The sequence below is a fragment of the Kitasatospora sp. NPDC029312 genome (assembly GCF_055569215.1).
On sequence record NZ_JBVHXY010000021.1, the window covers coordinates 98,772 to 124,658 of the forward strand.

22 protein-coding genes are annotated in these 25,887 nt (G+C 73.1%); 4 read left to right on the plus strand and 18 right to left on the minus strand.

All coding sequences use genetic code 11. The features are described 5' to 3' along the window. Positions 1 to 11 precede the first annotated feature (11 nt). The 15 genes from ACZ4WV_RS19090 to rsmH form a co-directional block, all read right to left on the minus strand. Positions 12 to 293, minus strand: coding sequence for a YggT family protein (locus ACZ4WV_RS19090; RefSeq protein WP_030282903.1), 282 nt, complete (start codon positions 291 to 293; stop codon positions 12 to 14). A 101-nt stretch (positions 294 to 394) separates the two neighbouring features. Then, entirely contained in the window at positions 395 to 1,006 is a 612-nt protein-coding gene (locus ACZ4WV_RS19095) for a cell division protein SepF (RefSeq protein ID WP_465748100.1), read from the minus strand. Between the two features lie 302 nt (positions 1,007 to 1,308). Beyond that, on the minus strand, positions 1,309 to 2,118 hold the full coding sequence (locus ACZ4WV_RS19100; RefSeq protein ID WP_465748102.1) for a YggS family pyridoxal phosphate-dependent enzyme: 810 nt from the start codon (positions 2,116 to 2,118) through the stop codon (positions 1,309 to 1,311). Continuing rightward, on the minus strand, positions 2,118 to 2,849 hold the full coding sequence (gene pgeF / locus ACZ4WV_RS19105; RefSeq protein ID WP_465748104.1) for a peptidoglycan editing factor PgeF: 732 nt from the start codon (positions 2,847 to 2,849) through the stop codon (positions 2,118 to 2,120). The genes ACZ4WV_RS19100 and pgeF overlap by 1 nt, the downstream gene beginning before the upstream one ends. Continuing rightward, on the minus strand, positions 2,846 to 4,075 hold the full coding sequence (gene ftsZ, locus ACZ4WV_RS19110) for a cell division protein FtsZ (RefSeq protein ID WP_465748106.1): 1,230 nt from the start codon (positions 4,073 to 4,075) through the stop codon (positions 2,846 to 2,848). Before ftsZ ends, pgeF begins: the two co-directional genes overlap by 4 nt. 364 nt (positions 4,076 to 4,439) lie before the next feature. Next, positions 4,440 to 5,213: a cell division protein FtsQ/DivIB gene (locus tag ACZ4WV_RS19115; protein WP_465748108.1), complete on the minus strand. Its 774-nt coding sequence runs from the start codon at positions 5,211 to 5,213 to the stop codon at positions 4,440 to 4,442. After that, on the minus strand, positions 5,206 to 6,312 hold the full coding sequence (gene murG / locus ACZ4WV_RS19120; protein ID WP_465748110.1) for an undecaprenyldiphospho-muramoylpentapeptide beta-N-acetylglucosaminyltransferase: 1,107 nt from the start codon (positions 6,310 to 6,312) through the stop codon (positions 5,206 to 5,208). Before murG ends, ACZ4WV_RS19115 begins: the two co-directional genes overlap by 8 nt. Before the next feature lie 6 nt (positions 6,313 to 6,318). Continuing rightward, positions 6,319 to 7,710 carry a putative lipid II flippase FtsW gene (ftsW, locus tag ACZ4WV_RS19125; RefSeq protein ID WP_465748112.1) on the minus strand — a complete coding sequence of 464 codons (1,392 nt, stop codon included), beginning with the start codon at positions 7,708 to 7,710 and terminating at the stop codon, positions 6,319 to 6,321. Positions 7,711 to 7,762: 52 nt separating this feature from the next. Continuing rightward, the gene (gene murD / locus ACZ4WV_RS19130; RefSeq protein ID WP_465748114.1) at positions 7,763 to 9,202 is read right to left on the minus strand and encodes a UDP-N-acetylmuramoyl-L-alanine--D-glutamate ligase; all 1,440 of its coding nucleotides are present in this window, start codon (positions 9,200 to 9,202) and stop codon (positions 7,763 to 7,765) included. Beyond that, the gene (mraY, locus tag ACZ4WV_RS19135) at positions 9,199 to 10,260 is read right to left on the minus strand and encodes a phospho-N-acetylmuramoyl-pentapeptide-transferase (RefSeq protein ID WP_465748152.1); all 1,062 of its coding nucleotides are present in this window, start codon (positions 10,258 to 10,260) and stop codon (positions 9,199 to 9,201) included. Before mraY ends, murD begins: the two co-directional genes overlap by 4 nt. A gap of 2 nt (positions 10,261 to 10,262) precedes the next feature. Then, entirely contained in the window at positions 10,263 to 11,663 is a 1,401-nt protein-coding gene (locus tag ACZ4WV_RS19140) for a UDP-N-acetylmuramoyl-tripeptide--D-alanyl-D-alanine ligase (RefSeq protein WP_465748116.1), read from the minus strand. Then, positions 11,660 to 13,312, minus strand: a complete 1,653-nt coding sequence (locus ACZ4WV_RS19145; RefSeq protein WP_465748118.1) for a UDP-N-acetylmuramoyl-L-alanyl-D-glutamate--2,6-diaminopimelate ligase — start codon at positions 13,310 to 13,312, stop codon at positions 11,660 to 11,662. Before ACZ4WV_RS19145 ends, ACZ4WV_RS19140 begins: the two co-directional genes overlap by 4 nt. Positions 13,313 to 13,319: 7 nt before the next feature. Further along, positions 13,320 to 15,497, minus strand: a complete 2,178-nt coding sequence (locus ACZ4WV_RS19150; RefSeq protein ID WP_465748119.1) for a peptidoglycan D,D-transpeptidase FtsI family protein — start codon at positions 15,495 to 15,497, stop codon at positions 13,320 to 13,322. Further along, positions 15,494 to 16,039, minus strand: coding sequence for a cell division protein FtsL (gene ftsL / locus ACZ4WV_RS19155; protein WP_465748121.1), 546 nt, complete (start codon positions 16,037 to 16,039; stop codon positions 15,494 to 15,496). The genes ACZ4WV_RS19150 and ftsL overlap by 4 nt, the downstream gene beginning before the upstream one ends. A 126-nt stretch (positions 16,040 to 16,165) precedes the next feature. Next, a complete protein-coding gene (gene rsmH / locus ACZ4WV_RS19160) occupies positions 16,166 to 17,140 on the minus strand; it encodes a 16S rRNA (cytosine(1402)-N(4))-methyltransferase RsmH (RefSeq protein ID WP_465748123.1) in 975 nt (324 codons plus the stop codon). A 538-nt stretch (positions 17,141 to 17,678) separates the two neighbouring features. Here rsmH and ACZ4WV_RS19165 point away from each other — a divergent pair. The 4 genes from ACZ4WV_RS19165 to ACZ4WV_RS19180 all read left to right on the plus strand — a co-directional run bounded on the left by ACZ4WV_RS19165 (position 17,679) and on the right by ACZ4WV_RS19180 (position 23,294). Further along, complete coding sequence (locus ACZ4WV_RS19165; protein WP_465748125.1) at positions 17,679 to 18,221, plus strand: beta-class carbonic anhydrase; 543 nt, start codon at positions 17,679 to 17,681, stop codon at positions 18,219 to 18,221. A 261-nt stretch (positions 18,222 to 18,482) separates the two neighbouring features. Beyond that, on the plus strand, positions 18,483 to 19,529 hold the full coding sequence (locus ACZ4WV_RS19170) for an AAA family ATPase (protein WP_465748127.1): 1,047 nt from the start codon (positions 18,483 to 18,485) through the stop codon (positions 19,527 to 19,529). A gap of 1 nt (position 19,530) precedes the next feature. Beyond that, entirely contained in the window at positions 19,531 to 20,853 is a 1,323-nt protein-coding gene (locus tag ACZ4WV_RS19175; RefSeq protein ID WP_465748129.1) for a DUF58 domain-containing protein, read from the plus strand. Then, a complete protein-coding gene (locus tag ACZ4WV_RS19180) occupies positions 20,850 to 23,294 on the plus strand; it encodes a transglutaminase TgpA family protein (RefSeq protein ID WP_465748131.1) in 2,445 nt (814 codons plus the stop codon). The genes ACZ4WV_RS19175 and ACZ4WV_RS19180 overlap by 4 nt, the downstream gene beginning before the upstream one ends. Before the next feature lie 170 nt (positions 23,295 to 23,464). On the opposite strand, the gene ACZ4WV_RS19185 is transcribed toward ACZ4WV_RS19180, so the two are convergent. The 3 genes from ACZ4WV_RS19185 to ACZ4WV_RS19195 form a co-directional block, all read right to left on the minus strand. Beyond that, on the minus strand, positions 23,465 to 23,854 hold the full coding sequence (locus ACZ4WV_RS19185; RefSeq protein ID WP_465748133.1) for a DUF3040 domain-containing protein: 390 nt from the start codon (positions 23,852 to 23,854) through the stop codon (positions 23,465 to 23,467). Positions 23,855 to 24,274: 420 nt separating this feature from the next. After that, positions 24,275 to 25,027 (minus strand): methyltransferase domain-containing protein, encoded by a 753-nt coding sequence (locus tag ACZ4WV_RS19190; RefSeq protein WP_465748135.1) that lies wholly within the window; start codon positions 25,025 to 25,027, stop codon positions 24,275 to 24,277. Between the two features lie 71 nt (positions 25,028 to 25,098). Beyond that, complete coding sequence (locus ACZ4WV_RS19195) at positions 25,099 to 25,653, minus strand: SAV_6107 family HEPN domain-containing protein (protein ID WP_465748137.1); 555 nt, start codon at positions 25,651 to 25,653, stop codon at positions 25,099 to 25,101. Positions 25,654 to 25,887: the final 234 nt, after the last annotated feature.

Genomic DNA, 25,887 nt, shown 5'->3' on the forward strand with positions numbered 1-25,887 from the left:
CTCACCTACGACTAGGGGTGCACAAGCGAGATCAGGACATACACAATGATCATCAGTACGAAGAAGGACAGGTCGAGCGCCACGCCCCCGAAACGCAACGGCGGAATGAACCGCCGCAGAAGCTTGAGCGGCGGATCCGTGACAGTGTACGTGGCCTCCAGGACCAGGACCATGGCCTTGCCGGGCCGCCACGAACGCGCGAACTGGAAGACCCAGTCCATGACCAGTCGCACGAGCAGGAACACCAGGAAGACGGTCAGGGCGTAGTAGAGCACCGCCCACACGATGTCCATCGCGTTTCCCTCTCCCCGGTCCCCGGCCCTAGGGCCTTCCGCTCGCCATCACCTGTCGCCAACCACTGTCGATCAGATCCACACGTAAAGTCGTGGCCGGGTCAGCTCTGGTTGAAGAACCCACCCTCGGCGATCCGAGCCTTGTCCTCCGCCGTGACATCGACGTTAGCAGGCGACAGCAGGAACACCTTCTGTGTCACGCGCTCGATACTGCCGTGCAGACCGAAGACGAGTCCAGCGGCGAAGTCTACGAGCCGCTTGGCGTCGGTGTCGTCCATCTCGGTGAGATTCATGATCACGGGGGTTCCGCCGCGGAACTGTTCCCCGATGGTACGGGCCTCGTTGTAGGTTCGCGGGTGCAGCGTGGTGATGCGGTAGGGCTCTCGTTCGTTCACTACCTTGGGCATGATCACCGGGGAGCTCTTCTCCAGGTTGTGGCGACGTTCGGGTGTGATGGATGACACGGGCGCCATCCTCGGGGACTCCTGCCGGATCGGCACCGCCGCCGGGACCGGCTGCGGCGTGATCGAGGAGACCGGAGCGGGTGCTGCTGCTGCGGCGGCCGGCCGGGGGATGTCCTCGGTCCGCTGCCCGGTACGGATCGGCTCGGGGTCCGCGTCGTAGTCGTCGTCGGGGTCGTACCCCTGGCCGTCGTACGTCTCGTCCTCCACGAGGCCGAGGTAGACCGCCATCTTGCGCATCGCGCCGGCCATGCTCCTGTCTCCTCCGCTCATGGCCACCTCGCTGACGCTCGGTGGCTGATTCGCGAAGCGCACACCTTCTTGACGGTCGCTCGCTTCGCTCGCTCAGTGCGGACCGGTACCGTCCCGGCGGCCGGGCCCATGGCCCCGCCTGCGGATTCCGCGGTCCGCCCACGACGGCCCGTCAAGGCGACGCGCCGTCAGAGTTCGTGGGTGGGGGCCGCGGAGCTGCGATCCACGGTCGCTAGCGCTCCGAAGAGCTGCTAGATTCTGTCCTATTTTGTCCTGCAGTCTGATCTACTTACCCGGTGACGTTACCCGAGGGGTGACCTCACTCCGAGTACCGCCGTTCCGACGCGCACGTGTGTCGCCCCGGCGGCAATCGCCTGCTCAAGGTCACCGCTCATCCCTGCGGAGACCATGGTGGCAGCAGGATGGGCCGCTCGTACGCCGGTTGCGATTTCCGCCAGCCGGTCGAAGGCACGGCCCGGGTCCCCGGCCAGCGGGCCGGCCAGCGGAGCGACGGTCATCACACCGTCCAGGCGCAGCCCGGGCGCGTCCGCGATCGCGTCGGCGAGCGCCGCGACCTCCTCGGGGGCGACCCCGGCCCGGTGCTCGCCCTCGCCGTGCTCCTTGTCCAGTGCCACCTGTACCAGGCAGCCCAGTTCCGGGCGCCCGGACTTCAGCACCGCCGCGGAGAGCGACTCGACCAGCCGCGGCCGGTCCACCGAGTGCACGTGGTTCGCGTACCGGACGACCGAGCGGGCCTTGTTGGTCTGCAGCTGTCCGACGAAGTGCCAGTTGAGCGGAAGGTTTCTGCACTGCTCCGCCTTGGGCGCGGCGTCCTGGTCGCGGTTCTCCGCGACGTCCGTCACCCCCAGCCCGGCCAGCAGTGCGGTGTCCTCAACGGGGTAGGTCTTGGTGACGACGATCAGGGTGACGTCCCCGCGCGGGCGCCCGGCGGCCGCACAGGCGTCGGCGATCCGGCGCTCGACCACCTCGAGGTTGGTGCCCAGTTCCTCGTACCGGGCGCGCTGGCCGTCCGTCAGCGACTCCAGCCAGCTCCGGTCGGGCGAGAATGGTCCGGGGCCTGTCGGGAACGGTCCGTAGATGTCGTTCGTCATCAGTGATCAGAGCCCAACCAGACGTAGCTCGCGAGCCGGCCCGTGCGCTGCTCGCGGCGATAGGAGAAGTGATCGACGGATTCGAGGGTGCAGACCGGTGACCGCACCAGCTCGGTGACCCCCGCCGCGGCCAGCTGGGCCGCGACTCCCTCCGGCACGTCCAGGGCCGGGGTCCCCCACGAGGTCTCGGCGAACGCCGCCGGGACCACGTCGGCGACCTCGGCGCGCAGTCCGGCCGGCACCTCGTAGCAGCGGCCGCACACCGCGGGGCCGGTGGCGGCGGTGATCCGCGCCGGCTCGGCCCCCAGCTCGGCCATCGCCTTGACGACCGCGGGCACCACCCCGGCCGCCAGTCCGGGCCGGCCCGCGTGGGCCGCGCCCACGACGCCCGCCACCGGGTCGGCCAGCAGCACCGGGGTGCAGTCCGCGGTCAGCACCGCGAGCGCGAGCGGCCGGTCGGTGACCACCGCGTCCACGGTCGGGGCCTGCCCCGCCGGCTGGCGCTCCGTCACCACGGCGACCTCGGCGCCGTGCACCTGGTTCATCCACACCACGTCGGCCGGGTCCAGCGCCAGCTCCCGGGCGGCGATCGCCCGGTTCTCCCGGACGGCCTCCGGATCGTCGCCCACCGCGCCGCCGAGGTTGAGCTCCCCGTACGGCGAAGTGCTCACCCCGCCCCACCGGTCGGTGAAGGCGAAGTGAGCACCCGCGCGTACGGCGTGATCGATCACTTAAGGAAGTCCGGGACGTCGAGCTCCTCGGCCGGGCTCTCCACGAAGGGCTGCCGGGTCGTCGGCTGCACCTGCGGCGGCACCGGGGCGGCGGCCGTGGCGGCCGAGGTCTCGGCCGACCGCGACGTGGCCGCGCTCTCGCCGTCGGAACGGGAGGTCACCGAACCGATGCTCCCGTACGACGGGCGGCCGGCCGGGCGCTCCGGGGCGGCCGGCGGGGTGGCCGGAGTGGCGGGGGCGGTGGACTTCACCACCGGGTCGCGCACGATGGCCGGCGGCTGGCCGCCGTCGAAGCCGGCCGCGATGACGGTGACCCGCACCTCGTCGCCGAGCGCGTCGTCGATGACCGCACCGAAGATGATGTTGGCCTCGGGGTGCGCGGCCTCGCTGACCAGCTGGGCCGACTCGTTGATCTCGAACAGACCGAGGTCGGAGCCACCCGAGATGGACAGCAGCACACCGCGGGCGCCGTCGATCGAGGCCTCCAGCAGGGGCGAGGAGATCGCCATCACGGCGGCCGCCTTGGCGCGGTCCTCGCCGCGGGCCGAACCGATGCCCATGAGCGCCGAACCGGCGTCCGACATGACGGACTTGACGTCGGCGAAGTCAAGGTTGATCAGACCCGGGGTGGTGATCAGGTCGGTGATGCCCTGGACACCCGAGAGCAGGACCTGGTCCGCGGAGCGGAACGCGTCGAGCACGCTGACCTGGCGGTCCGAGATGGACAGCAGCCGGTCGTTGGGGATCACGATGAGGGTGTCGACCTCTTCGCGCAGGGCGGCGATGCCGTCCTCGGCCTGGTTGGCCCGGCGACGGCCCTCGAAAGTGAAGGGGCGGGTGACCACGCCGATGGTCAGGGCGCCCAGCGAGCGGGCGATGTTGGCGACGACGGGCGCGCCGCCCGTGCCCGTGCCACCTCCCTCGCCGGCGGTCACGAAGACCATGTCGGCCCCCTTGAGGACCTCCTCGATCTCCTCGCGGTGGTCCTCGGCCGCCTTGCGGCCGACGTCGGGATTGGCGCCGGCGCCGAGGCCCCGGGTGAGTTCACGGCCCACATCGAGCTTGACGTCGGCGTCGCTCATGAGGAGGGCCTGCGCATCGGTGTTGATCGCGATGAACTCGACGCCCTTGAGACCGACCTCGATCATCCGGTTGATGGCGTTGACACCACCGCCGCCGATACCGACGACCTTGATGACTGCGAGGTAGTTCTGCGGTGCTGCCACGTCGAAGGCCTCTCGCCTCGAATTTCCGGGTCGGCCCGGCCCGGACGAGGGGCCGTTCCGACGGATGTCGATGGGTAGGGAGCCTGGTTTCTGACTGAATGTCCGAAATGCCGACCGCCGACCCCAACCCTAAACTTGACCTTTAGGGTTAGTCCTGTGCCACCGTCACATCACCAAGCGACACAGTCTGGTGACACAGGACACTAGGTGGCTCCGGGCACGCGTTTCAACGAACACGCCGAGCTTCCCTTTTTCTTTTGAGCCTATGTGATCATCGGCCGGCAATGGAAACCGGGGTGACCCCCAAGGGTCGGGCCGACACTTCGAGGCGTCAACCCCTCCCCCGGGCAATGAATCTAGCGGATCACCCGGACACCGCCGGCGCCTCCGGCGCACTCACGTCGAAGTTCACGCCCTTCTGAGCCATCAGCGCCTGGAGGACCCGCCCCTTGCGGTCGTTCTGCTCGGGGCTCCCCCAGCGCACCGTCACACCCCCGCTGAGCTGCAGTTCGATGTCGTCGTAGGAGTGCACCAGGACCGACCCGGTCCGCTTGGCGATCTCCGGCGGGAGCGCGGCGGCCACCGCCACCGCACCCTCCACCAGCTGCGTCCGGGAGATCGCCCCGGCCACGTCCTTCGCCTGCTGACTGAGCCGCAGCTCCACCACCGGCACGCCCTCCGGCGCGGCCGCCTCGGTGGCGAAGCTCACGCCGGCGGCATCCACCTGGGTGAACTGACCGTCCTCCCCCTTGACGACGGCCACCGCCGTCCGCTGCACCACCTTGACCTGCAGGGTGTGCGGCCAGCCCCGCCAGACCTCGGCCTTGGCCACCCGGGGGATCGCCTCCACCCGGCGGGTGACCTGGTCCAGGTCCACCCGCGCCAGCGGGCCGCCGGCCAGCCCGCCCACCGCGTCGCGGACCTGCTCCGACGTCAGCTTCCCGTCCCCCGCGCCCTGGACGGCGACATCGCGCACGTCCAGCACCGAGGAGTAGAACACCAGCCAGGCCAGCCCGCCCAGCACCGCGGCGACGAGCGCGCCCAGCACCACGATGCCCCGCCGGGAGAGCCGCAGGCGAGGAGCGGACTCCTCCTCCAGCTCCTCCTCCAGAGGGTCGGCGAGCCGGCCGTCAGCCACGGCGGCGGCCGCCCCGGTGGGCCTGGATCGCCTCGTACACCATCCCGACCAGCAGGTCGTCGGCGTCCCGGCGACCGAACTCGGCCGCGGCCCGGCTCATGTCCCAGAGCCGCTGCGGGTCGGTCAGCACCGGCAGCACGTTCTGCAGCACCCAGTCCGGGGTCAGCTCGGCGTCGTCCACCAGCAGACCGCCGCCGGCCTTGACCATCGGCTGGGCGTTCAGCCGCTGCTCGCCGTTGCCGATCGGCAGCGGCACGAAGGCGCCGGGCAGGCCGACCGCGGCCAGCTCGGCCACCGTCATGGCGCCGGCCCGGCAGAGCATCAGGTCGGCGGCCGCGTAGGCGAGGTCCATCCGGTCGATGTACGGCACCGGGCGGTACGGCGGCATCCCGGGGACGTCCGCGACCTGCGGCAGCTCGTTCTTCGGGCCGACGGCGTGCAGGATCTGCACGCCGTACTGCTGCAGCCGCGGGGCGATCGCGGTGACCGTCTCGTTCAGCCGGCGCGCGCCCTGGGAGCCGCCGGAGACCAGCAGGGTGGGCAGCCGCTGGTCGAGGCCGAAGTAATGGCGGGCCTCCGGCCGGGTGGCGTTGCGGTCCAGGGTGGCGATGGTCCGGCGCAGCGGGATGCCGATGTACCGGGAGTCGCGCAGCTTGCTGTCCGGGGTGGAGACGGCGACGAAGTCGCTGTAGCGGGCGCCGATCTTGTTGGCCAGGCCCGGCCGGGCGTTGGCCTCGTGCACCACGATCGGCACGCCGGCCCGCTTGGCGGCCAGGTAGGCGGGCATCGCGACGTAGCCGCCGAAGCCGACCACGGCGTCCGCGTTGACCCGCTCGATGATCTCCTGGGCGGCCCGGACGGTGCCGCGCAGCCGGCCGGGGACGGTGATCAGCTCGGGGGTGGGCTTGCGGGGCAGCGGGACGGCCGGGATCAGTTCCAGCTGGTAGCCGCGCTCGGGTACCAGCCTGGTCTCCAGGCCGCGTTCGGTGCCCAGGGCGGTGATCCCGATGGACGGGTCGTGCCTGCGGAGGGCGTCCGCGAGGGCCATGGCCGGCTCGATGTGACCGGCGGTCCCCCCGCCGGCGAGTACGACATGCACCGAAATTCACCGCTCCCTGCGTGCCGGCCCGGGGACCGGGCGCGCTGTGGTTCGTCGTCGTGGCAGCACCCGGGCCAGTCGCTTCCTGATCCGGGAGTTCTTGCTCCGGGCGGCCAGGGCCGCCTTCACGCCCGAGGAACTGCGTGCCAGGCACAGCAGCACCCCGATCGCGGACATGGCCGACAGCATGGCGGAACCCCCGTAGGAGAACAGCGGGAGCGGGACGCCCGCGATGGGCAGCAGTCCCAGCGCCGACCCCAGGTTGATCACGGCCTGCGCCATGATCCAGGTGGTGGCGGCTCCCGCGGCGTACCTGACGAAGGGGTCCTTCGTGCCGATGGCCACACGGATACCCGCGTAGCCTAGTGCCGCGAAGAGACCGATCACCGACAGCGTCCCCACCAGGCCCAGTTCCTCGCCGGTCGCGGCGAAGATGAAGTCGGTGTGCGCCTCGGGCAGCTGGCCCCACTTCTCCACGCCCGCGCCCAGGCCGGTGCCGAAGCCGCCGCCGAGCGCGAACGAGTACACGCCGTGCAGAGCCTGGAAGCAGGCGCCCTCCGGGTCGAGCTTGGTGACACCGATGCAGCCCAGGCGCTCGGCCCGGTGCGGGACGGTGATCACCAGGGCGGTGCAGACCACGACCGCCACCCCGAGGGTGGCCACGAACAGCCGCAGCGGCGCCCCGACCATCCAGAGCAGCGCGAACACCATCGCCACCAGGATCATCGAGGTGCCCATGTCGCCGCCGATCATGATCAGCGCGAGCAGCAGCAGGGCGCCCGGCACCAGCGGCACCAGCAGGTGCTTCCAGGAGTTGAGGGTGCCGGTCCGCTGCTTGCGGGCGAGCAGGTCGGCGCCCCAGAGCACCAGCGCGAGCTTGGCGAACTCGGAGGGCTGGAACTGGAAGAACCCGAAGTCCAGCCAGTTCTGGTTGCCGTTGATCCGCACCCCGACGCCGGGCACGGCGACCAGCGCGAGCGCGCCGATCACCCCGAGCATCACCGGGTAGACGATCACCCGCAGCACCGCCACCGGCACGGAGGCGAAGCCGATCAGCAGGACCAGGCCGAGGATGGCCGCGATCAACTGCTTGAGGAAGTAGTACTGCGCCGTGTGGTGCTGGTTCAGGGCCAGGATCTGCGAGGCCGAGAAGACCATCATCAGCCCCAGCACCACCAGCAGCAGGGTGGTGCCGACGACCAGCAGGTACGGCGTGAGCGGCCGGTCCAGCCAGTACCGCACGCGGGCCCGGAAGGCCCGCAGGCGGCCCAGCGGACCGGCCGACTTGTACTTGGTCGTGGTGGCGGAGATCACTCGCCACGGCTCGGCGGCATCCTGCTTCGAAACGCCGGAATCCGCCCTGCCCTGCCCCGCCACCGCTCCCCGCTCCCAATTCATGCGGCTCGTTCACCTCCGGGCCGCTCCGACCCGACGCCGACGGGGCCCGGGCTCACTCGCCGGAGTTCGCCAGCTCCCGGACGGCCGCCGCGAACAGGTCGCCGCGCTCGCCGTAGTCGGTGAACATGTCCATCGAGGCGCAGGCCGGGGCCAGCAGTACCGTGTCACCCGATCGGGCGAGCGACGCGGCCGTGCGAACCACCTCGGTCATCGCCTCCGCGCCAGTCTGGCCCTCGGCCGCCTCGATCACCGGCACATCGGGAGCGTGTCGCTCCAGCGCCTCGCGGATCAGCGCCCGGTCCTGGCCGATCAGCACGACGGCGCGCAGCCGCTCGGCCGCGCCCTGGACCAGGTCGTCGAAGGTCGCGCCCTTGGCCAGGCCGCCGGCGATCCAGACGATCGGCCGGTAGGCCGCCAGCGAGGCCGCGGCGGCGTGGGTGTTGGTGGCCTTGGAGTCGTCGATGTAGGTGACCTCGCGGACCACGCCGACCTCGGCGATCCGGTGGGCGTCCGGGCGGAAGGCCCGCAGGCCCTCCCGGACGGCCTTCGGCTCGACCCCGTAGGCCCGGGCCAGCGCCGCCGCGGCGAGCGCGTTGGCGATGTTGTGCGGGGCCGGCGGGTTCACGTCCTCGACGGCGCCCAGCTCGGCCGCGTTCTTCGCCCGGTCCTCGACGAAGGCGCGGTCCACCAGCAGGCCGTCCACCACGCCGAAGTTCGACGGGCTCGGCGCGCCGAGCCCGAAGCCGATCGCCCGGCAGCCCTCCTCGACGTCGGCCTCGCGGACCAGCGCCTCGGTGGCCGGGTCGGCCAGGTTGTACACGCAGGCGACGACGTTGCCCTCGTAGATCCGGCCCTTGTCGGCGGCGTACGCCTCCATCGAGCCGTGCCAGTCGAGGTGGTCGGGCGCCAGGTTGAGCACCGCCGCGGAGTACGGGCGCAGCGAGGGCGCCCAGTGCAGCTGGTAGCTGCTCAGCTCGACGGCGAGCACGTCGTACGGCTCCTCGGCGAGCACCGCGTCCAGCACCGAGACCCCGACGTTGCCGACGGCGGCGGTGCGCTTGCCGGCCGCGGTGAGGATCGAGGCGAGCATCTGGACGGTGGTGGTCTTGCCGTTGGTGCCGGTGACGGCCAGCCAGGGCGCGGGTTCGCCGGTGCCCGGCAGGGGCTTGCGCAGCCGCCAGGCCAGCTCGACGTCGCCCCAGACCGGCACGCCGGCCGCCTCGGCGGCGGCGAACAGCGGGCTGTCGGGGGCCCAGCCGGGCGAGGTCACGATCAGCTCGGTGCCCTCGGGCAGGCTCGCGCCGTCGCCCAGGCGCACCGTGACGCCCAGTGCCTCCAGCTCGGCGGCGCGGGCCTTGAGGCCCTCGCCGCTGCCGCCGTCGACCACGGTGACGCGCGCGCCGAGCCCCTTCAGGACGCGCGCGGCGCTGATGCCCGAGACGCCGAGTCCGGCGACCGCCACGGGCAGGTTGGTGAAGTCGGTGTTCGTCATCCGGTCCGGTATCCCGCGTAGAAGAGGCCGAGGCCGACGGCCACGCACAGGCCCTGGATGATCCAGAAGCGGACCACGACCAGGACCTCGCTCCAGCCCTTGAGTTCGAAGTGGTGCTGCAGTGGTGCCATCTTGAAGACGCGCTTGCCGGTCATCCGGAAGGAGCCGACCTGGATGATCACCGACAGGGTGATGATCATGAAGAGGCCGCCGAGCAGGATCAGCAGCAGCTCGGTGCGGGAGCAGATCGCCAGACCGGCCAGGGCGCCGCCGAGGGCGAGCGAGCCGGTGTCCCCCATGAAGATCTTGGCGGGCGAGGTGTTCCACCACAGGAAGCCGAAGCAGGAGCCCATCAGGGCGGCGGCCACCACCGCGAGGTCCAGCGGGTCGCGGACGTCGTAGCAGGCGTTGGTGGCGGAGAAGAAGTAGGCGCAGCTCTGCCCGTACTCCCAGACGCCGATGAAGGTGTAGGCGCCGAAGGCCATCACCGAGGCGCCGGTGGCGAGGCCGTCCAGACCGTCCGTCAGGTTCACGCCGTTGGAGGTCGCGGCGATCATGAAGTAGGCGAAGATGACGAACAGCACCGGGCCGATCGACCACTTGAAGTCGCGCACGAAGGACAGCGACTGGGAGGCCGGGCTGAGCCCGCGGTCGTCGTGGAACTGCAGCGCGAGGATGGCGAACACCAGGCCGACGATGGACTGGCCGGCCAGCTTCGCCTTGGCCCGCAGGCCCAGCGAGCGGCGCTTGACCACCTTGATGTAGTCGTCCAGGAAGCCGACCAGGCCGAGGCCCGTGGTCAGGAAGAGCACCAGCAGCCCGGAGGCCGTCGGGCTCTCGCCCGTTATCGCCTTCGTGCCGAAGTAGGCGATCAGGGTCGCCAGGATGAAGGCGATGCCGCCCATGGTGGGCGTGCCCTTCTTGCTGTGGTGCGCCTTGGGGCCGTCGTCGCGGATGTACTGGCCGTAGCCCTGCCGGGCGAGCAGCTTGATCAGGGCGGGCGTGCCGACCAGCGAGAGGATCAGACCGATCATCCCGGAGAAGAGGATCTGCTTCATCATCAGGCGGCACCGTCCGCCAGGAGGGCCTCGGCCACCTTCTCCAGCCCCACCGAACGGGACGCCTTCACCAGCACCACATCCCCCGGCCGCAGCTGACTGCGCAGCAGCTCGACCGCCGCGTCCGCGTCGGACACCAGCACCGACTCCTCACCCCACGAACCTTCGTTCCTCGCGCCGAGTTCCATGCAGGCCGCCTCGCGTCCGCCGACCGCCACCAGCTTGGTGACGTCCAGCCGGACGACGAGCCGTCCGATGGCGTCGTGCTCGGCCAGGCTGTCCTCGCCGAGCTCCCGCATCTCGCCGAGCACCGCCCAGGTACGGCGACGCTCCGGACCGCGGCCGCCGATCGAGACCAGCGCCCGCAGCGCGGCCCGCATCGAGTCGGGGTTCGCGTTGTAGGCGTCGTTGACGACGGTGACACCATCGGCCCGGTCGACGACCTCCATGCGCCAGCGGGACAGCGCACCCGCCTCGCCCAGGGCTGCCGCGGTGTCGTCGACGGACATCCCGAGCTCCGTCGCCACCGCGGCGGCGGCGAGGGCGTTCGAGACGTGGTGCTCACCGTACAGGCGCAGTTGCACGGGCGCGGAACCGGCCGGGGTGGTGAGCGTGAACGATGGCCGTCCGGTGGCGTCCAGGCGAACGTCCGTCGCCCGGACATGGGCGTCCGGGGACTCCCCGAAGTACACGACCTTCGCCTTGGTCCGGGAGGCCATCGCCCGCACCAGCCGGTCGTCCGCGTTGAGGATCGCGGTGCCCTCCGCGGGCAGCGCCTCGACCAGCTCGCCCTTGGCCTCGGCGATCGCCTCCTTGGAGCCGAACTCGCCGACGTGGGCGGTGCCGACGTTGAGCACCAGGCCGATCCGGGGCGGGGTGATCGAGGTGAGGTACTCGATGTCCCCCTTGTGCCGGGCGCCCATCTCCATGACCAGGTGCCGGGTGCCGGCCTCGATCCGCAGGGCGGTCATCGGGTGGCCGATCTCGTTGTTGAGCGAGCCGGGCGGGAAGACCGTCTCGCCGTGGCGCTGGAGCAGCTGGGCGATCAGGTCCTTGGTGCTGGTCTTGCCGGCCGAGCCGGTCAGCGCGACCACGGCGGTGCCCTCGGCGCGGGCGACCACGGTGCGGGCCAGCCTGCCGAGGGCCTCCACCACACTGTCGACCAGGACGGCGGGCACGCCGACCGGGCGGGAGGCCAGCACCGCGACGGCGCCGGCCTCGATCGCCGTGGCGGCGTAGTCGTGGCCGTCCACGCGCTCGCCGACGAAGGCGGCGAACAGGCCGCCGGGGCTCACCTTCCGCGAGTCGACCTCGACCGGGCCGGTGACCAGGGCGTCCGGGTCCGCGCCGTCCAGCGTGCCGCCGACCGCGGCGGCCACCTCGGCGAGGGTCAGTGCGATCACTGCTGCTCTACTCCTCGGTCGCCCCGGGCGGCCGTGGCCTGCGTGATGGATTCGCGCAGCACCTCCCGGTCGTCGAAGGGGCGGATCTCGTCTCGTACGTACTGGCCTGGTTCGTGACCCTTGCCGGCCACCAGCACGGTGTCCCCCGCCCGGGCGCGGGCGACCGCGAGCTGGATCGCCTCGGCCCGGTCGGGGACGACCAGCACGGCACCGCGCTCGGCCTCGGGCACCGCGGCGGCGCCGGTCAGCATGCTGGCGAGGATCGCCAGCGGGTCCTCGCTGCGCGGGTTGTCGCTGGTCAGCAGGGCGGTGTCGGCGAGCCGGGCGGCGATGTCGCCCATCGGGCCGCGCTTGTGCGGGTCACGGTCGCCACCGCAACCGACGACCACGTGCAGCCGGCCCTTGGTGACCTCGCGCAGCGAGGCGAGGACGGCCCGCAGGGCGTCCGGCTTGTGCGCGTAGTCCACCACGGCGACGAACGGCTGTCCGGCGTCCACCCGCTCCAGCCGGCCCGGCACGCCGGGGACGGCGGCGACGCCGGCCACCGCCCGCTCCAGCGGCAGCCCGGCGGCGACCAGCAGGGTGATCGCGGCCAGCGCGTTGGCGACGTTGAACGGGCCGGGCAGCGGGACGGAGGCGTCGGCCTCGGCGCCGTCCGGGCCGAGCACCCGGAAGGTCGAGCCGACCGGGCCGAGCTGGACGTCCACGGCCCGCCAGTCGGCCTCGACGGCGCCGGCGGCGGAGAAGGTGGTCACCGGGATCTTGGCCTCGGCGGCGAGCCTGCGGCCGTACTCGTCGTCCAGGTTGACCACGCCGCGGCGGGACTTTCCGGGCGCGAAGAGCCGGGCCTTCGCCTGGAAGTAGTCCTCCATGTCCGGGTGGAAGTCGAGGTGCTCGGGGGTGAGGTTGTTGAACAGCGCGACGTCGTACACCACCCCGTCGGTGCGGCCGAAGACCAGGGCGTGGCTGGAGACCTCCATGGCCACGGCGTCCGCGCCGCGCTCGGCCATCACGCCGAGGATCGCGTGCAGGTCGGTGGCCTCGGGGGTGGTGCGCTCGCTCTTGATCCGCTCCTCGCCGACCCGCATCTCCACGGTGCCGATCACACCGGGGCTGCGCCCGGCCCCGCGCAGACCGCCCTCGACCAGGTAGGAGGTGGTGGTCTTGCCGTTGGTGCCGGTCAGCCCGATCATCAGCAGCCGCTCGGACGGGTGGCCGTAGACGATCGCGGCCAGCTCGCCCATCCGGGCCCGGGGCCGGTCGACGACCAGCAGCGGCAGACCGGTGGGGGCGGCCAGCTCGGCGCCCGCGGCGTCGGTGAGCACGGCCACCGCACCGGCGTCCGCGGCCTTGGCCGCGAAGGCCGCGCCGTGGTGGTTGGCGCCCGGGAAGGCCACGTACACGTCACCCGGGCGCACCGCGCGGGAGTCGTGGGTGACACCGGTGACGGCGCCGCCCTCGACGGGCGGCAGGCCCAGCCGGGCGGCCAGCTCGGCGAGCGGCAGGGCGGCGGTCCCGGTCGGGCGGGGCGGACTCACGGTGGTTTGATCGGGTTTCGGCACGGCGGGAAGGCTATCCGTCGAAGGGTGCCCAGGGCCAAACCGGGCCTTCGCGGCGTCGTCGGCCACACCGGCCCGCTGGTTGGTCATGCTCGGCTCACGGCTTCCACTCGACGGGCAGGTTGGGCGCCTGGCTACCGCTCGGCGGGACCTGCATGGTCTTCAGGGTGAACTCCATCACCTGCTTGAACACCGGCCCGCACAGCTGGCCGCCGAAGTGGCCGTTGACCGGGCCCTGGAGGGTGCAGGAGACGGTGTACCGGGGGGCGTCGGCCGGGGCGAAGCCGATGAAGGAGGCGGTGTAGCCGTCGTAGCCGACCCCGTTGGCGGCCCCCCGGTTGGCGGTACCGGTCTTGCCGGCGACCCGGTAGCCGGGGATGGCGGCCTTGCCGCCGGTGCCCTGCTCGTCGTCGACGACCGACTCCAGCATCGAGGTGAGCGTCTTGGCGGTCTGCTCGCTGACCACCCGGGTCTGCTCGCCCGGCGGGGTCGGGCTGTACTTGCCGTCCGGCCCGGTGATGCCCTGGACGATGCTCGGCGCGACCCGCACCCCGCCGTTGGCGATGGTCGAGTACACCGAGGTGGCCTGCAGCGCGTTCATCTGCAGCGGGCCCTGGCCGAAGACGATGTTGTACTTCTCCGAGGCGACCAGGTCCTCCGGCTTCTTGAGCATCCCGGAGGTCTCCCCGGGGAAGTTCAGACCGGTCGGCTGGCCCACGCCGAACTTGCGCAGGTAGCCGTCCAGGACCTGGTTGGCCTTCAGCTGGTCGCCGTCGCCGAGGGTCTCGACCGCCTCGATGGTGCCGATGTTGGAGGACTTGGCGAGCACCCCGGCCAGGGTCAGGTACCAGTCGCCGTGTTCGACGTCGTCCTTGAACTGCTGGCCGGCCCGGACCAGCCGGTTCGGCACCGTGACCTTGGTGTCCCAGTTCGCCTTGCCGGAGTCCAGGACGGCGGCCAGGCTCATCAGCTTGGCGGTGCTGCCCGGCTCGTACGCGTCCTGGAGGGCGGCGTTGCCGAGCTGGGGATGCTTGGACAGGCTCAGGTCGTTGGGGTTGAAGCCGGGGGCGGTGGCCATCGCGAGGACCTGACCGGTCTTCACGTCCTGGACGACGACATAGCCCTTCTCCGCGCCCGAGTTGGCCACCTGGTCGGTGATCGCCTTCTGGGCGGCCCACTGGATGTCCCGGTTGATGGTGAGCTTGACGTCGCTGCCGGACACGGCGTCGTCCGTCGAGCTCCCGGCGGTGGGCACCAGTCGGCCGCCCGCCTGGGCGTAGCTGCTGTGGCCGTCCTTGCCGGCCAGCAGCTTCTGGTACTGCAGCTCCAGTCCCCCGGCGCCCGCGCCCTCCCCGTTGACGAAGCCGACCAGGTTGGCGGCCAGCCCGTCGGCCGGGTAGATCCGCTTCTGGGTCTCCTGGTTGAACACCCCGGCCAGCGGGTTGGCGCACTCGTTGTCCACCCGGGTGCGGCCGCCCTGGTCGGCGGGCTTGCCGAGCAGCTTCCGCTGGGCCTGGCAGGCCCGCGAGCCGGCCTGCTTCTCCAGGGTCGCCTTCAGGTCGCTGATCTGGTTCCTGGCGGCCGGTGTCTGCTGGGCCGCGAGCCGCTTGTAGCGGCTCTTGGGGGTGTGGAGGTCGGCGGCGATCTTCTCCTTGGGCACGCCGAGGATCGGCGACAGCAGGGCGGCCGCCTGCTCCGGCGCGTCCGGGATGCCGGTCGCCGCCGGGGTGAACATCGCCGGGTCGGCGGTGATGTCGTACGCGTCGACGGTGGCCGCCAGGGCGACCCCGTCGGACGACGTTATCGAGCCGCGCTCGGCGGTGATCGGGATGCTCAGGTAGCGGTTGGTGTTGGCGTCGGCGGCCAACGCGTCGGCGTCCACCAGTTGGAGCTGCACCAGACGCCCGGCGAAGACGGAGAACACCAGGGACAGCACCACGGTGATCACCCGCAGCCGGCGCTTCGGCTCCGCCAGCTTCAGCGGCCTGGGGCGCTGCGGCGGGCGGGGCTTCGGCCGCACCGCCGCCTGGCCGCGGGCCGGCGGCCGGCCCTCGGGGCGGCGCTGCTGCGGCGCGCGGGGGGTGCGGGCGGCGGCCTTGGCGGGCTGGGGTTTGCCGGACTGGGATCTGGCGGACTGGCCGCGGGAGCTCTGCCCACTGGTGCCCTGGCCCTTGGCACCCTGGCCCTTCGCGGTCGCGGCGGGCCGGGGCGCGGCGGTGCGCGGCGGCTGACGGCGGCCCGAGCCCGAGCCGGACGGCTGACGGGGTGTGGTCATCGCTTGGCACCTCCCGGCGGCGGCGAGACCGGGTTGAGCTGGATCACCGAGTCACCGGCCGAGGCCGCCGCGGTCGGCGACGGCGGCGCGGCCGGCTGGGTGCTCGGCTGTCCCGGAGGCTGGGCGGAGGACGGGGCGGGCGGCTGGGCGGTGGGCGTCGGCGCGCCCTGGGTGCCCGGTGCGCCCGGGGAGGCCTTCGTCGGCCACGGGTCGACCGTCGACTTCCTCACCGGCGGGCTGTCCTGGGCGGGCCCGGGCGTGCCGACCACCTTGCCGCCGCCCGGCACGTCCAGGAAGGCCATCCCCCCGGCCGGGACCATGCCCAGCTCGGCGGCCCGCTTGGCCAGGGCGTCCGGAGCCGAGCTCTGGTCGATCTCGAGCTGGAGGCTCTGCTGCTCGTCGGTCGCCTTGGTGGTCTGCTTCTGCAGCCGGGACAGCTCGAAGGAGCCCTCGTTGAGCGCGGTGTTCAGCGCCAGCAGCCCGAACAGGCCGCCGGCCAGCAGCACCACCACGAGCACCGCGAACGGGGTGCGCCCCCGCACGGGGCGCCGCCCCGGCCGGACCGTGATCCGCGCCCTGCCCTGCCCGGGGAGTCCTCCCCGCCCCGCCCGGACCTCACCGGCCACCGGCCCCACTGTTCTCCTCCGCCCTTCGGACCCCGCCGGGCCTCAGCCCCGCTTGCCTCGGTCCCTGATCCTCTCCGCCACCCGCAGCCGCACGGGCGCGGCGCGCCGGTTCTCCTCGATCTCCTCCTCGGTGGCGAGTTCGGCACCGCGGGTGATCAGTTTGAGCCAGGGCTGGTGCTCCTCCGGCACGAACGGGAGCTCCGGCGGGGCGGTGCTGGTCGCCCCGGCGGCGAAGTACTGCTTCACCAGCCGGTCTTCCAGCGACTGGTACGACATCACGACGATCCGGCCGCCGAGCGCCAGGACGTCCAGCGCCCCCGGGATCGCCCGGTCCAGGACCTCCAGCTCGCCGTTGACCTCGATCCGCAGCGCCTGGAAGGTCCGCTTGGCCGGGTTCCCGCCGGTCCGGCGGGTCGCCGCCGGAATGGCGTTGCGCACCAACTCGACCAGACGCGCGCTGTTGCTGAACGGTTCCTTCGCCCGCTCCCGCACGATGACCGAGGCGATCTTCCCGGCGAACCGCTCCTCGCCGTAGACCTTGAGGATCCGGGCCAGGTCGCCGTGGCTGTAGGTGTTCAGCACCTCCGCCGCACTGATCCCCCGGGTCTGGTCCATCCGCATGTCCAGCGGCGCGTCCTGGGCGTAGGCGAAGCCACGGTCGGCCTCGTCCAGCTGCATGGAGGAGACGCCGAGGTCGAACAGGATCCCGTCCACCCGGTCGATGCCCAGGCGCTCCAGCACCTCGGGGATCTCGTCGTACACGGCGTGCACCAGGGTGGCCCGGTCGCCGAAGGGGGCCAGCCGCTCGCCGGACAGCTTCAGCGCCTGGGGGTCGCGGTCCACCGCGACCAGCCGGACCTCCGGGAACTGGGTGAGCAGCGCCTCGCTGTGGCCGCCGAGCCCGAGGGTCGCGTCCACCACCACGGCACCGGGGCGCGAGATCGCCGGGGCGAGGGCGTCCATGCACCGCTGCAGCATCACCGGCACATGCTTGGGACCCGGTTCATTGGTGGTCATGCGCGGTGGCGCCCTTCCTCGGTGCGGAGCAGCCCGTCGTCCGGGAGCTCGGACCATTCTCGCCCACCGTCCCCCGGCACGACGACGCGGCCCGTGGTCCCCGCCCGCTCAAGGGGAAGGTCGTGACCGCCCGGCACCGGGGAAGGTGCGCCAGGTGGGCACGGAGCGGGTGGAGGCCACGAGCCGCATCGGCCGGGCCACACCGGCCGGCAGGGCCCGGTTGACGGACTCCGGCGGGTGTGCTCCACTGCGCCGCAACTCTATCGCGCGGGCCCCCGCAGTCAATGGTCCGCTCCGGCGCACCACCCGGGCGGCGGTACGGATCACCGCAGGTCGCGGCCGTAGGGACGGTTCGGAGCGGGCCCCGGCCGGGGCCCCCCGCCGACCGCCGCGCGCCCCTTCGAGCGACCGTGCGCGAACCCACTCCGGGACCAGCTGGGACAAACCCTCCCGTTGTCGCTATGCGCTCGATCACAGCCAGCGGTTCTGTAGCTCCCGACCCCACCGCGCGGCCCCGGATCGCACTAACGTCGCCACCATGACAGTGACTCCCGACCGGCCCACGCCGAACGCCGCTGCCGACTCCACCCGACCCGCCATCATCGACCGTTTCGTGACGGCCAACCGCGAGTACGCGGTGACCTTCCGGGACGGCGGCATGGACGCCCGCCCGGTGCAGAAGATCGCCGTGGTGGCCTGCATGGACGCCCGCCTCGACCTGTTCGCCGCGCTCGGCCTCGAACTGGGCGACGCCCACGTCATCCGCAACGCCGGCGGCGTCGTCACCGACGACACCATCCGCTCCCTGACCATCAGCCAGCGAGCCCTCGGCACCCGGTCGATCGCCCTGATCCACCACACCGGCTGCGGCCTGCTCGGCCTCACCGAGGACTTCCGCCGCGAGCTGGAGCTCGAGGTCGGCCAGCGTCCGCAGTGGGCCGTCGAGTCCTTCGTCGACCTGGACGGCGACGTCCGCCAGTCCATGCAGCGGGTGCGCACCTCGCCGTTCCTGCCGCACACCGACGACGTCCGCGGCTTCGTCTTCGACGTCCACACCGGCCTGCTGCGCGAGATCCACTAGCGGGCCCCGGCCGGGCATCCCGCTCCTGCCCGGTCACCGCCGCCCGGCATCCGGGGACCGCCGAATGGTGACTTACGGCCGTCCCCCGGGGGAGAATGCGCCTGCCGGTCGGACCCCGAACCACCTGGGGCGGCCGGGCCGCAGGCCGCCACCCCGGGGCGGGATCCGCCGTCGGAACCGCCCCCGGGACGGCCGCGTCCAGCATGGGGTGGGGTCCGGCCTCGGGTGAGGCGGGCACAGGGTGCCAGGGAGCGTAAACGGGTGACGAGCTACAACGACCAGGCCGGTCTCGGCAGTCCTGCGGGGGGCGAACAGAGGGCGAACGGGTACCGCCAGGTCGGGCTCCCCGAGCTCGCCGCCGTCGTGGAGCGGATCCGCGCCAACATCGAGAGCGTGATCGAGGGGAAGCCGGAGGCCGTCCGGATCGCCCTGACCGTCCTGCTCGCCGAGGGTCACCTGCTGCTCGAGGACGTGCCCGGCGTCGGCAAGACCATGCTGGCCAAGGCGCTCGCCCGATCGGTCGACTGCACCGTGCGCCGCATCCAGTTCACCCCCGACCTGCTGCCCTCGGACGTCACCGGCACCAACATCTACGACCAGCAGCGGCACGACTTCGAGTTCCGCCCGGGCGCGATCTTCGCCCAGATCGTGGTCGGCGACGAGATCAACCGCGCCTCGCCCAAGACCCAGTCCGCGCTGCTGGAGTCCATGGAGGAGCGCCAGGTCACCATCGACGGCACCAGCTACGAGCTGCCCTCGCCGTTCATGGTCGTGGCCACCCAGAACCCGGTCGAGATGGAGGGCACCTACCCCCTCCCGGAGGCCCAGCGGGACCGCTTCATGGCCCGGATCTCGATCGGCTACCCCAGCCCCGAGGCCGAGTTCGCGATGCTCGACGTGCACGCCGGCGCCAACCCGCTGGCCGACCTCCAGCCCGTCGCCCACGCCGCCGACATCCTCAAACTGGTCGACCTGGTCCGCACCGTGCACATCGCCGACCCGGTCCGCCGGTACGCCGTCGACCTGGTCGCCGCCACCCGCACGAGCCCCGAACTGCGCCTGGGGGCCTCGCCGCGCGCCACCCTGCACCTGGTCCGGGCCGCCCGGGCCGCCGCCGCGCTGGACGGGCGCGACTACGTCACCCCGGACGACGTCCAGCGCCTGGCCATCCCGGTCCTCGCGCACCGGCTGATGCCGACCGCCGAGACCCAGCTCAGCCGCCGCACCTCCGAGCAGATCGTGGCCGACCTGGTGGCCCGGCTGCCGCTGCCGCGTCCGCAGGGCGGCCCGGCCGTCCGGAGGGGCTGAGGTGGCCCCGTCGGACGGGACGGGGGGACTGCGGGCCGGGCTGCGCGGCCTCACCACCCGCGGCCGTTCCTTCCTCGCGGCCGGACTGACCGCGGTGGTCTGCGCCTACGTGCTCGACCAGGACGCCCTGCTGCGGGTCGGCGTGCTGCTCGCCGCGTTGCCGCTGGCCGCCGCGCTGGTGGTCGCCAACACCCGTTACCGGGTGGCCAGCGGCCGTCGGCTCAGCCCGCACCGGGCGATCGCCGGCCAGGAGGCCAGGGTCCACCTGCGGGTCGACAACGTCTCCCGGGTGCCCACCGGCCTACTGCTGCTGGAGGACCAGGTCCCGTACGTGCTCGGGCCGCGCCCGCGCTTCGTGCTGGACCGGGTGGAACCGCGCGGCTACCGCGAGGTCTCCTACCGGGTCCGCTCCGACCTGCGCGGCCGCTACCCGCTCGGGCCGCTGCAGCTGCGGCTGTCCGACCCGTTCGGGATGTGCGAGGTCAACCGCGCCTTCACCGCCTCCGACGTGCTCACCGTGGTCCCCCAGGTCCAGGCGCTGCCGGCGGTGCGCCTCAGCGGCGAGTGGATCGGCCAGGGCGAGAGCCACAGCCGCACCCTGGCGCTGGCCGGCGACGACGACGTGATCCTGCGCGAGTACCGGCCCGGCGACGACCTGCGCCGGGTGCACTGGCGCTCCACCGCCAAGTACGGCGAGCTGATGGTGCGCCGCGAGGAGCAGCCGCAGAAGTCCCGCGCCACCGTCCTGCTGGACACCCGGGAGGTGGGCCACCGCGGCAGCGGCCCGGCCTCCTCCTTCGAGTGGGCGGTCAGCTGCGCCGCCTCCGTCGCCGTGCACCTGCTGGAGCGCGGCTACCAGACCCGGCTGCTGACCGACACCGGCCAGTCGGTGCCCGGCCCCGGCACCGGCGGCACCAACGCCGCCGCCGACGCCTCCGGGCTGATCCTGGACGCCCTCGCGGTCGCCGACCTCTCCGAGGGCGGCGGACTCTCCCGCGCCGAGGAGCCGCTGCGGGCCGGCGGCGAGGGCCTGCTGGTCGCCGTCCTCGGCGACCTGGACGCGGCGCAGACCGCCCGGCTGGCCCGGCTGCGCAGCCGTACCGGCGGGGCGGTCGCCTTCCTGCTCGACACCGGCACCTGGGCCGGGCTGCGGATGCTCGCCCCGAACACCGGCGGCGACGAGTTCCGCGACCGGGTCCGCCAGCTGCGCGAGGCCGGCTGGACGGTCCTGCCGGTGCGCGCCGGGGACTCCGTGCCGGACCTGTGGCGGGCCGTCGACGGCGCCAAGACCACCGCCCCCTACCGAGAAGAGGCCGGCGCGTGACCACCCGGGCCAAACTGACCGTGTACTCGGCGCTGGCCACCACCCTGGCCGCGCTGTGCCTGCTCCCGCTGCTCACCACCCGCGGCTGGCTCACCCACACCGTCCTGGTGATCGGCGTGGTCTCCGCGGTCGGGGCGGGCCTGCGCCGCTCCCCGCTGTTCCGCTGGACGGTACCGGTGGCGCAGCTGCTGGCACTGCTCCTGCTGATGCTGATCGGCTTCGCCGGCTCCGGGATGACCGGCGGCGTGCTGCCCGGCCCGAACGCGATGCGGGTGCTCGGCCAGGTCTTCTCCTCCGGCATCGACGACATCAGGCAGTACGCCATCCCGGCGCCGCCGACCGCCGGGCTGCGGTTGATCCTGGTCTCCTCGGTCGGCCTGATCTCCGTCCTGGTGGACGCCGTCGCGGTGACCTACCGGCGCTCGGCGCTGGCCGGACTGCCGCTGCTGGCGCTGTACTCGGTCGGCAACGCCCTGGCGGGCGGGCGGGGCGGCTGGGTCTGGTTCGGCCTGGCCGCGGCCGGCTACCTGCTGCTGCTCTTCGCCGAGGGCGAGGACCGGGTCTCCCGCTGGGGCCGGGTCTTCCGCGGCGGCGCGCGCGGCACCGCCGCCGCCAATCGGGTCAGCCCCGGCGGCCGGCAGGTCGGCGTGCTGGCGCTGGCACTGGCGATGCTGCTGCCGGTCTTCCTGCCGCGCTGGGACTCCGGGCTGCTCGGCGCCGGCTCCGGCGGCTCCGCCGGCAAGGGCGCCGCGGGCAGCATGGCCACCAGCCTGGACCCGCTGGTCAGCCTGGAGGCCGCGATCAGCAAGCCGACCGACAACGAGCTGCTCAGCTACACCCTGGACAGCGACCTGGCCGACCAGATCTACCTGCGCACCGGCTCGCTGGACCAGTTCGACGGCACCAACTGGAAGCTCAGCAGCTCCGTCGTCAGCGACCTCCCGGCCACCCTGCCCTCCCCCGAGGGCCTGCGCGGCACCGACGTCCCCCGGATCGAGGGCGACTTCCAGATCACCGACCGGCTGGAGAAGAGCTGGCTGCCGATGCCGTACCCGGCCGCCTCCGTCAAGCTCCCCAACCGCGGCGAGTGGAAGCTCGACCCGCTGACGCGCACCGTGCTGCCGACCAACGACAAGGCGATCCGCGACCTGCACTACCAGGTCTCCTCGCTGGACCTGCGGCCTAGCGCCGACGAACTGCGCACCGCCCCGCTCGCCCCGCAGGACATCCGGGAGCACTACACGGTCCTGCCCACCGACCTGCCGCCGGTGGTGGCCGAGCAGGCCAGGGCCGTCACCGCCGGTGCGCACAACGACTACGACCGGGCGACGGCATTGGTGAACTGGTTCACCGGCCCGCAGTTCAGGTACGACACCAACGTCGCGGGCGGCACCGGCAGCGACGCGATCGCCGTCTTCCTGCGCGACCGCCGGGGCTTCTGCGTGCACTTCGCCTCCACCATGGCGGCGATGGCCCGGGTGCTGCAGATCCCCTCCCGGGTCGCGGTCGGCTTCACCCCCGGCAACAGCAAGGGCGGCGACGTCTACTCGGTCACCGGCCGGATGTACCACGCCTGGCCCGAGCTGTACTTCTCCGGCTACGGCTGGATGCGCTTCGAGCCGACCCCGAGCCGCGGAGTCCCGGCCCGCTACCAGGAGACCTCGACCACCCCGACCACCGCGCCCACCCAGCAGCCGACCGCCGCCGCGTCGAGCGCGGCCGCCGTCCCGACGCCGAGCAGCAGCGGCGACTGCACCGCCAAGCAGCGCCAGCTGGGCGACTGCGGCTCCCGGAACAAGGCCGTCGCCACGGCCGACGAGCAGTCCTGGCTGCTCTCCTCCCAGGTGCTCGGCACGCTGGCCGTGGTGTTGGTGGTGATCGCACTGCTGCTCGCCCCGATGTTCTGGCGGGCGGCCCTGCGCCGTCGCCGGCTCGGCGGCGGTGGACGGCGGCGGCCCGGCGGGGACGGACCGGTCGAGCTGACCGACGCCCAGGTGCTGGCCGCCTGGGACGAGCTGATCGACTCCGCCTGGGACCTCGGAATTCCCCCGGACGAGTCACGCACCCCGCGCTCGGCCGCCCGAAGGATCGCCGAGACGGCTGAGCTGGACGCGGACGCGGCGGCGGCCGCCGGGCGCCTGGCGCTGGCCACCGAGCGGGTGCTCTACGCCCCGGCCGGGCAGGTCACCACGGCTCCGCTGGCCGCCGACGTCCGCACCGCCCGGCGTGGCCTGCGGGCCGGTGCCGGCCGGGTAGGCCGGGCCAGGGCACTGCTGCTGCCGGCGTCCTCGGCGCAGCTGTGGTGGCGGATCTCCGACGCGGTGCGGGCGGCGCGCACGGCCGTCGGCACCCGGGCCGAGCGGGCGAGCGAGGCGGTCACCGGGCCGGTGCGGCGGGTGTTCACCCGGGGCCGGGGCAAGCGGTCCACACCGGAGTCGTGAGCCGGGCCTGAGCCGGGCCTGAGCCGGCCTGAGCCGCCGCTGAGCCGGCCGGGCCGGGCTGAGCCGGGCTTGGGCCGGTTCGCGGAAACGAAGAGCCGGGGCGGGCAGTCGGTCGACTGCCAGCCCCGGCTCTTCGGTCCGTCGTGTGGTGCCCCGTCGTGGTCGAGCGCTCAGAAGCCGCCGGTCTGCTCGTCCCGGCGGCGCTGCCAGCGCTGCTCCACCCGGTCCATCATCCCGGCCTTGCGGCGGGGGGCGGCGGCCTGACCGGGGCCGGGGACCTGGCCCGCGGGCCCGCGGCGCCAGCCCGTCACGGCGAACACCGCACATCCGAGCATCACCAGGAAGCCCACCACGCTGACCCAGATCTGGTCCGGAACGACCATGCCGCCCATCAGCAGGCCGATCCCCACCACGAACCCGGCAATGGCCAAATAGACCCGCCGACGGGTGTAGGTGCGCAGCCCGGTTCCCTCAAGCGCCGACGCGAATTTGGGATCTTCGGCATACAGCGCTCGCTCCATCTGGTCGAGCAGTCGCTGCTCGTGCTCCGAGAGCGGCACGGAGTCCTCCTACTCGTCGGTCGCGGGTGCGACCGGTCCGCCACCCCGGTCGGGGAGGCAAGTCCAATCAGCCATGGGGCACACGGTCGGACGCCTGTGCGGGGGACCCGGCCCGTGTCGTCCATATGCCCCACGCGTCCGGCTGTCATGCTTTCCGGCTTTACCCAGATCATACGGTCCGTGGGCCCGTTACGGGGTGGTCTGCGCCGCGTGGGCCGGGCCACTTCGACCGCGCCCGGCCGCACCCGGGTCAACGCCGGACGGATGGGACAAGTGCCCGAGCCGATGGAATCGGGCCGGAGCTGGGGAGGTTCGCGAGCGCACCGGCGTGAGCCGGAGGCGACCGGCGCGCGTCCGGGAGACGAACCGCCGCCGCACGGTGTGCGAACCGTACGGCGGCGGGCGGCTCCTGCGGGATGGTCAGGCCAGGGTCGCCAGCAGGTGCAGCTGGGTGGCCACGGCGTGGAAGGCGGGCTGCTCGGCGGCGGCCTCCTCCAGCTTCAGCAGCGCCTCCACCGCGCCGGGCTCGGTGTCCACCAGCACCCCGGGCACCAGGTCGGCGAAGACCCGGACGCCGTGCACGGACTCGACCCGTAGGCCCGCCCCCTCGGCCAGCCGGCCCAGCTCCTCGGCGGTGAAGCGGCGCGGCATCGGGTCCTGCTCGCCCCAGCGGCCGTCGGCGGCGGAGAGCACCGTCCGGGCCTCGTTGAAGTGGCCGGCCAGCGCGCGGGCCAGGACGGCGCCGTTCCGGTTGGCGGCCAGCAGGCTGACCAGGCCGCCCTTGCGCAGGGTCGCGGCCAGGCTGCCGAGCGACTCGGCCGGGTCGTCCACGACCTCCAGCACGCCGTGGCAGAGCACGGCGTCCACCGTGCCGGGGGCGATCAGCTCGGGCAGCGTCTGGGTGTCGCCCTGGACGGCCCGCACCAGGTCCGTCACCCCGGCCTCGGCGGCCCGGCGCTCCAGCGCGAACAGCGCGTCTGGGCTCGGGTCGACCACGGTGACCCGGTGGCCGAGCTTGGCCACCGGCACGGCGAAGTTGCCGGTGCCGCCGCCGGTGTCGACCACGTCCAGCACCGGCTGGTCCAGTTCGGCCGCCCGCTTCTCCAGGGCTGCCCGCACCACCTCCCACACCACGGCGGTACGCAGGGCACTGCGGGGACGCGTCGGGTACAAGGTGGGGCTCCTTGGCACGTGCGGTTCGATCGGGATGCCTCCACCTTAAGCCTCGGCCGTCCGGGCGCCGTTCAGGCCCGGGGATCGTCGGCGTCCAGCGGGAGCCGGGGGGCGGGCGGGGTCGGACGGAGGCCCAGCAGGCGCTCGGCCAGGCGCAGGAACAGGGCGGAGTTGCGGATCAGGTCGTCGGCGTCGCGGGTCGAGGCGGCGCCCCGGATCCCGGCCTCGGCGGCGGCCCGGCGGCGGGCGCCGGCGCCGTAGTAGACCGCCCACTCGGCCAGTTCGGGGGCCACCTCGGGCAGCACCTCCCAGGCGCTGCGGATGGCCTTGCGCCTTCGCGGGTTCTTCTCCGGCCGGCCGCGCACGGCCAGCACGGCGGCCACCGTGCGCAGCGCGGCGAGGTGGGCGGTGGCGTAGCGCTCCAGCGGATCCTCCAGGGCGCGGGCCCGGGCGAGCGTCCGGTGGGCGTCGGAGAGCAGGTCCAGGGCGGCGGGCGGCGCGGTGATCCGGCGCAGCACCGGATGGACGTCCCACCCCGCGGGGCGCCCTCCGGCGGGGCCCGGGGCATGCGGCTGGGCGGCGGAGTGGAGGCGGGCGGTGACGGGCTCAGGACGGCTGATGGTCATGGTCTCCCCCGTTCCGAGGCAGCGCGCGGACCGGGTGGTCCGTGCTCCCCCATCGTGAACGGCGGCACTGACAATCCTCACCCGGTCGGCGTACCGGGGGGGGGGGGGGGGGGGGGGGGGGGGGGGCTTGGGGGGGGGGGGGGGGGGGGGGGGGGAGGCCCTCCCCCCCCCCCCCCCCCCCCGCCGGTGCGCCGTCGTCGCGGTCGGCTACTGCGCCTGGCAGCCGCGCTGCCA

Coding starts and splice junctions, on each gene's coding strand:
- ftsW (WP_465748112.1), bottom strand. CDS start 7,710: ATGAATTGGGAGCGGGGAGCGGTGGCGGGGCAGGGCAGGGCGGATTCC.
- ACZ4WV_RS19095 (WP_465748100.1), bottom strand. CDS start 1,006: ATGGCCGGCGCGATGCGCAAGATGGCGGTCTACCTCGGCCTCGTGGAG.
- ACZ4WV_RS19195 (WP_465748137.1), bottom strand. CDS start 25,653: ATGACCATCAGCCGTCCTGAGCCCGTCACCGCCCGCCTCCACTCCGCC.
- mraY (WP_465748152.1), bottom strand. CDS start 10,260: ATGAAGCAGATCCTCTTCTCCGGGATGATCGGTCTGATCCTCTCGCTG.
- ACZ4WV_RS19100 (WP_465748102.1), bottom strand. CDS start 2,118: ATGACGAACGACATCTACGGACCGTTCCCGACAGGCCCCGGACCATTC.
- ACZ4WV_RS19165 (WP_465748125.1), top strand. CDS start 17,679: ATGACAGTGACTCCCGACCGGCCCACGCCGAACGCCGCTGCCGACTCC.
- murD (WP_465748114.1), bottom strand. CDS start 9,202: ATGACGAACACCGACTTCACCAACCTGCCCGTGGCGGTCGCCGGACTC.
- ACZ4WV_RS19145 (WP_465748118.1), bottom strand. CDS start 13,312: ATGACCAACCAGCGGGCCGGTGTGGCCGACGACGCCGCGAAGGCCCGG.
- rsmH (WP_465748123.1), bottom strand. CDS start 17,140: ATGACCACCAATGAACCGGGTCCCAAGCATGTGCCGGTGATGCTGCAG.
- ACZ4WV_RS19090 (WP_030282903.1), bottom strand. CDS start 293: ATGGACATCGTGTGGGCGGTGCTCTACTACGCCCTGACCGTCTTCCTG.
- ACZ4WV_RS19150 (WP_465748119.1), bottom strand. CDS start 15,497: ATGACCACACCCCGTCAGCCGTCCGGCTCGGGCTCGGGCCGCCGTCAG.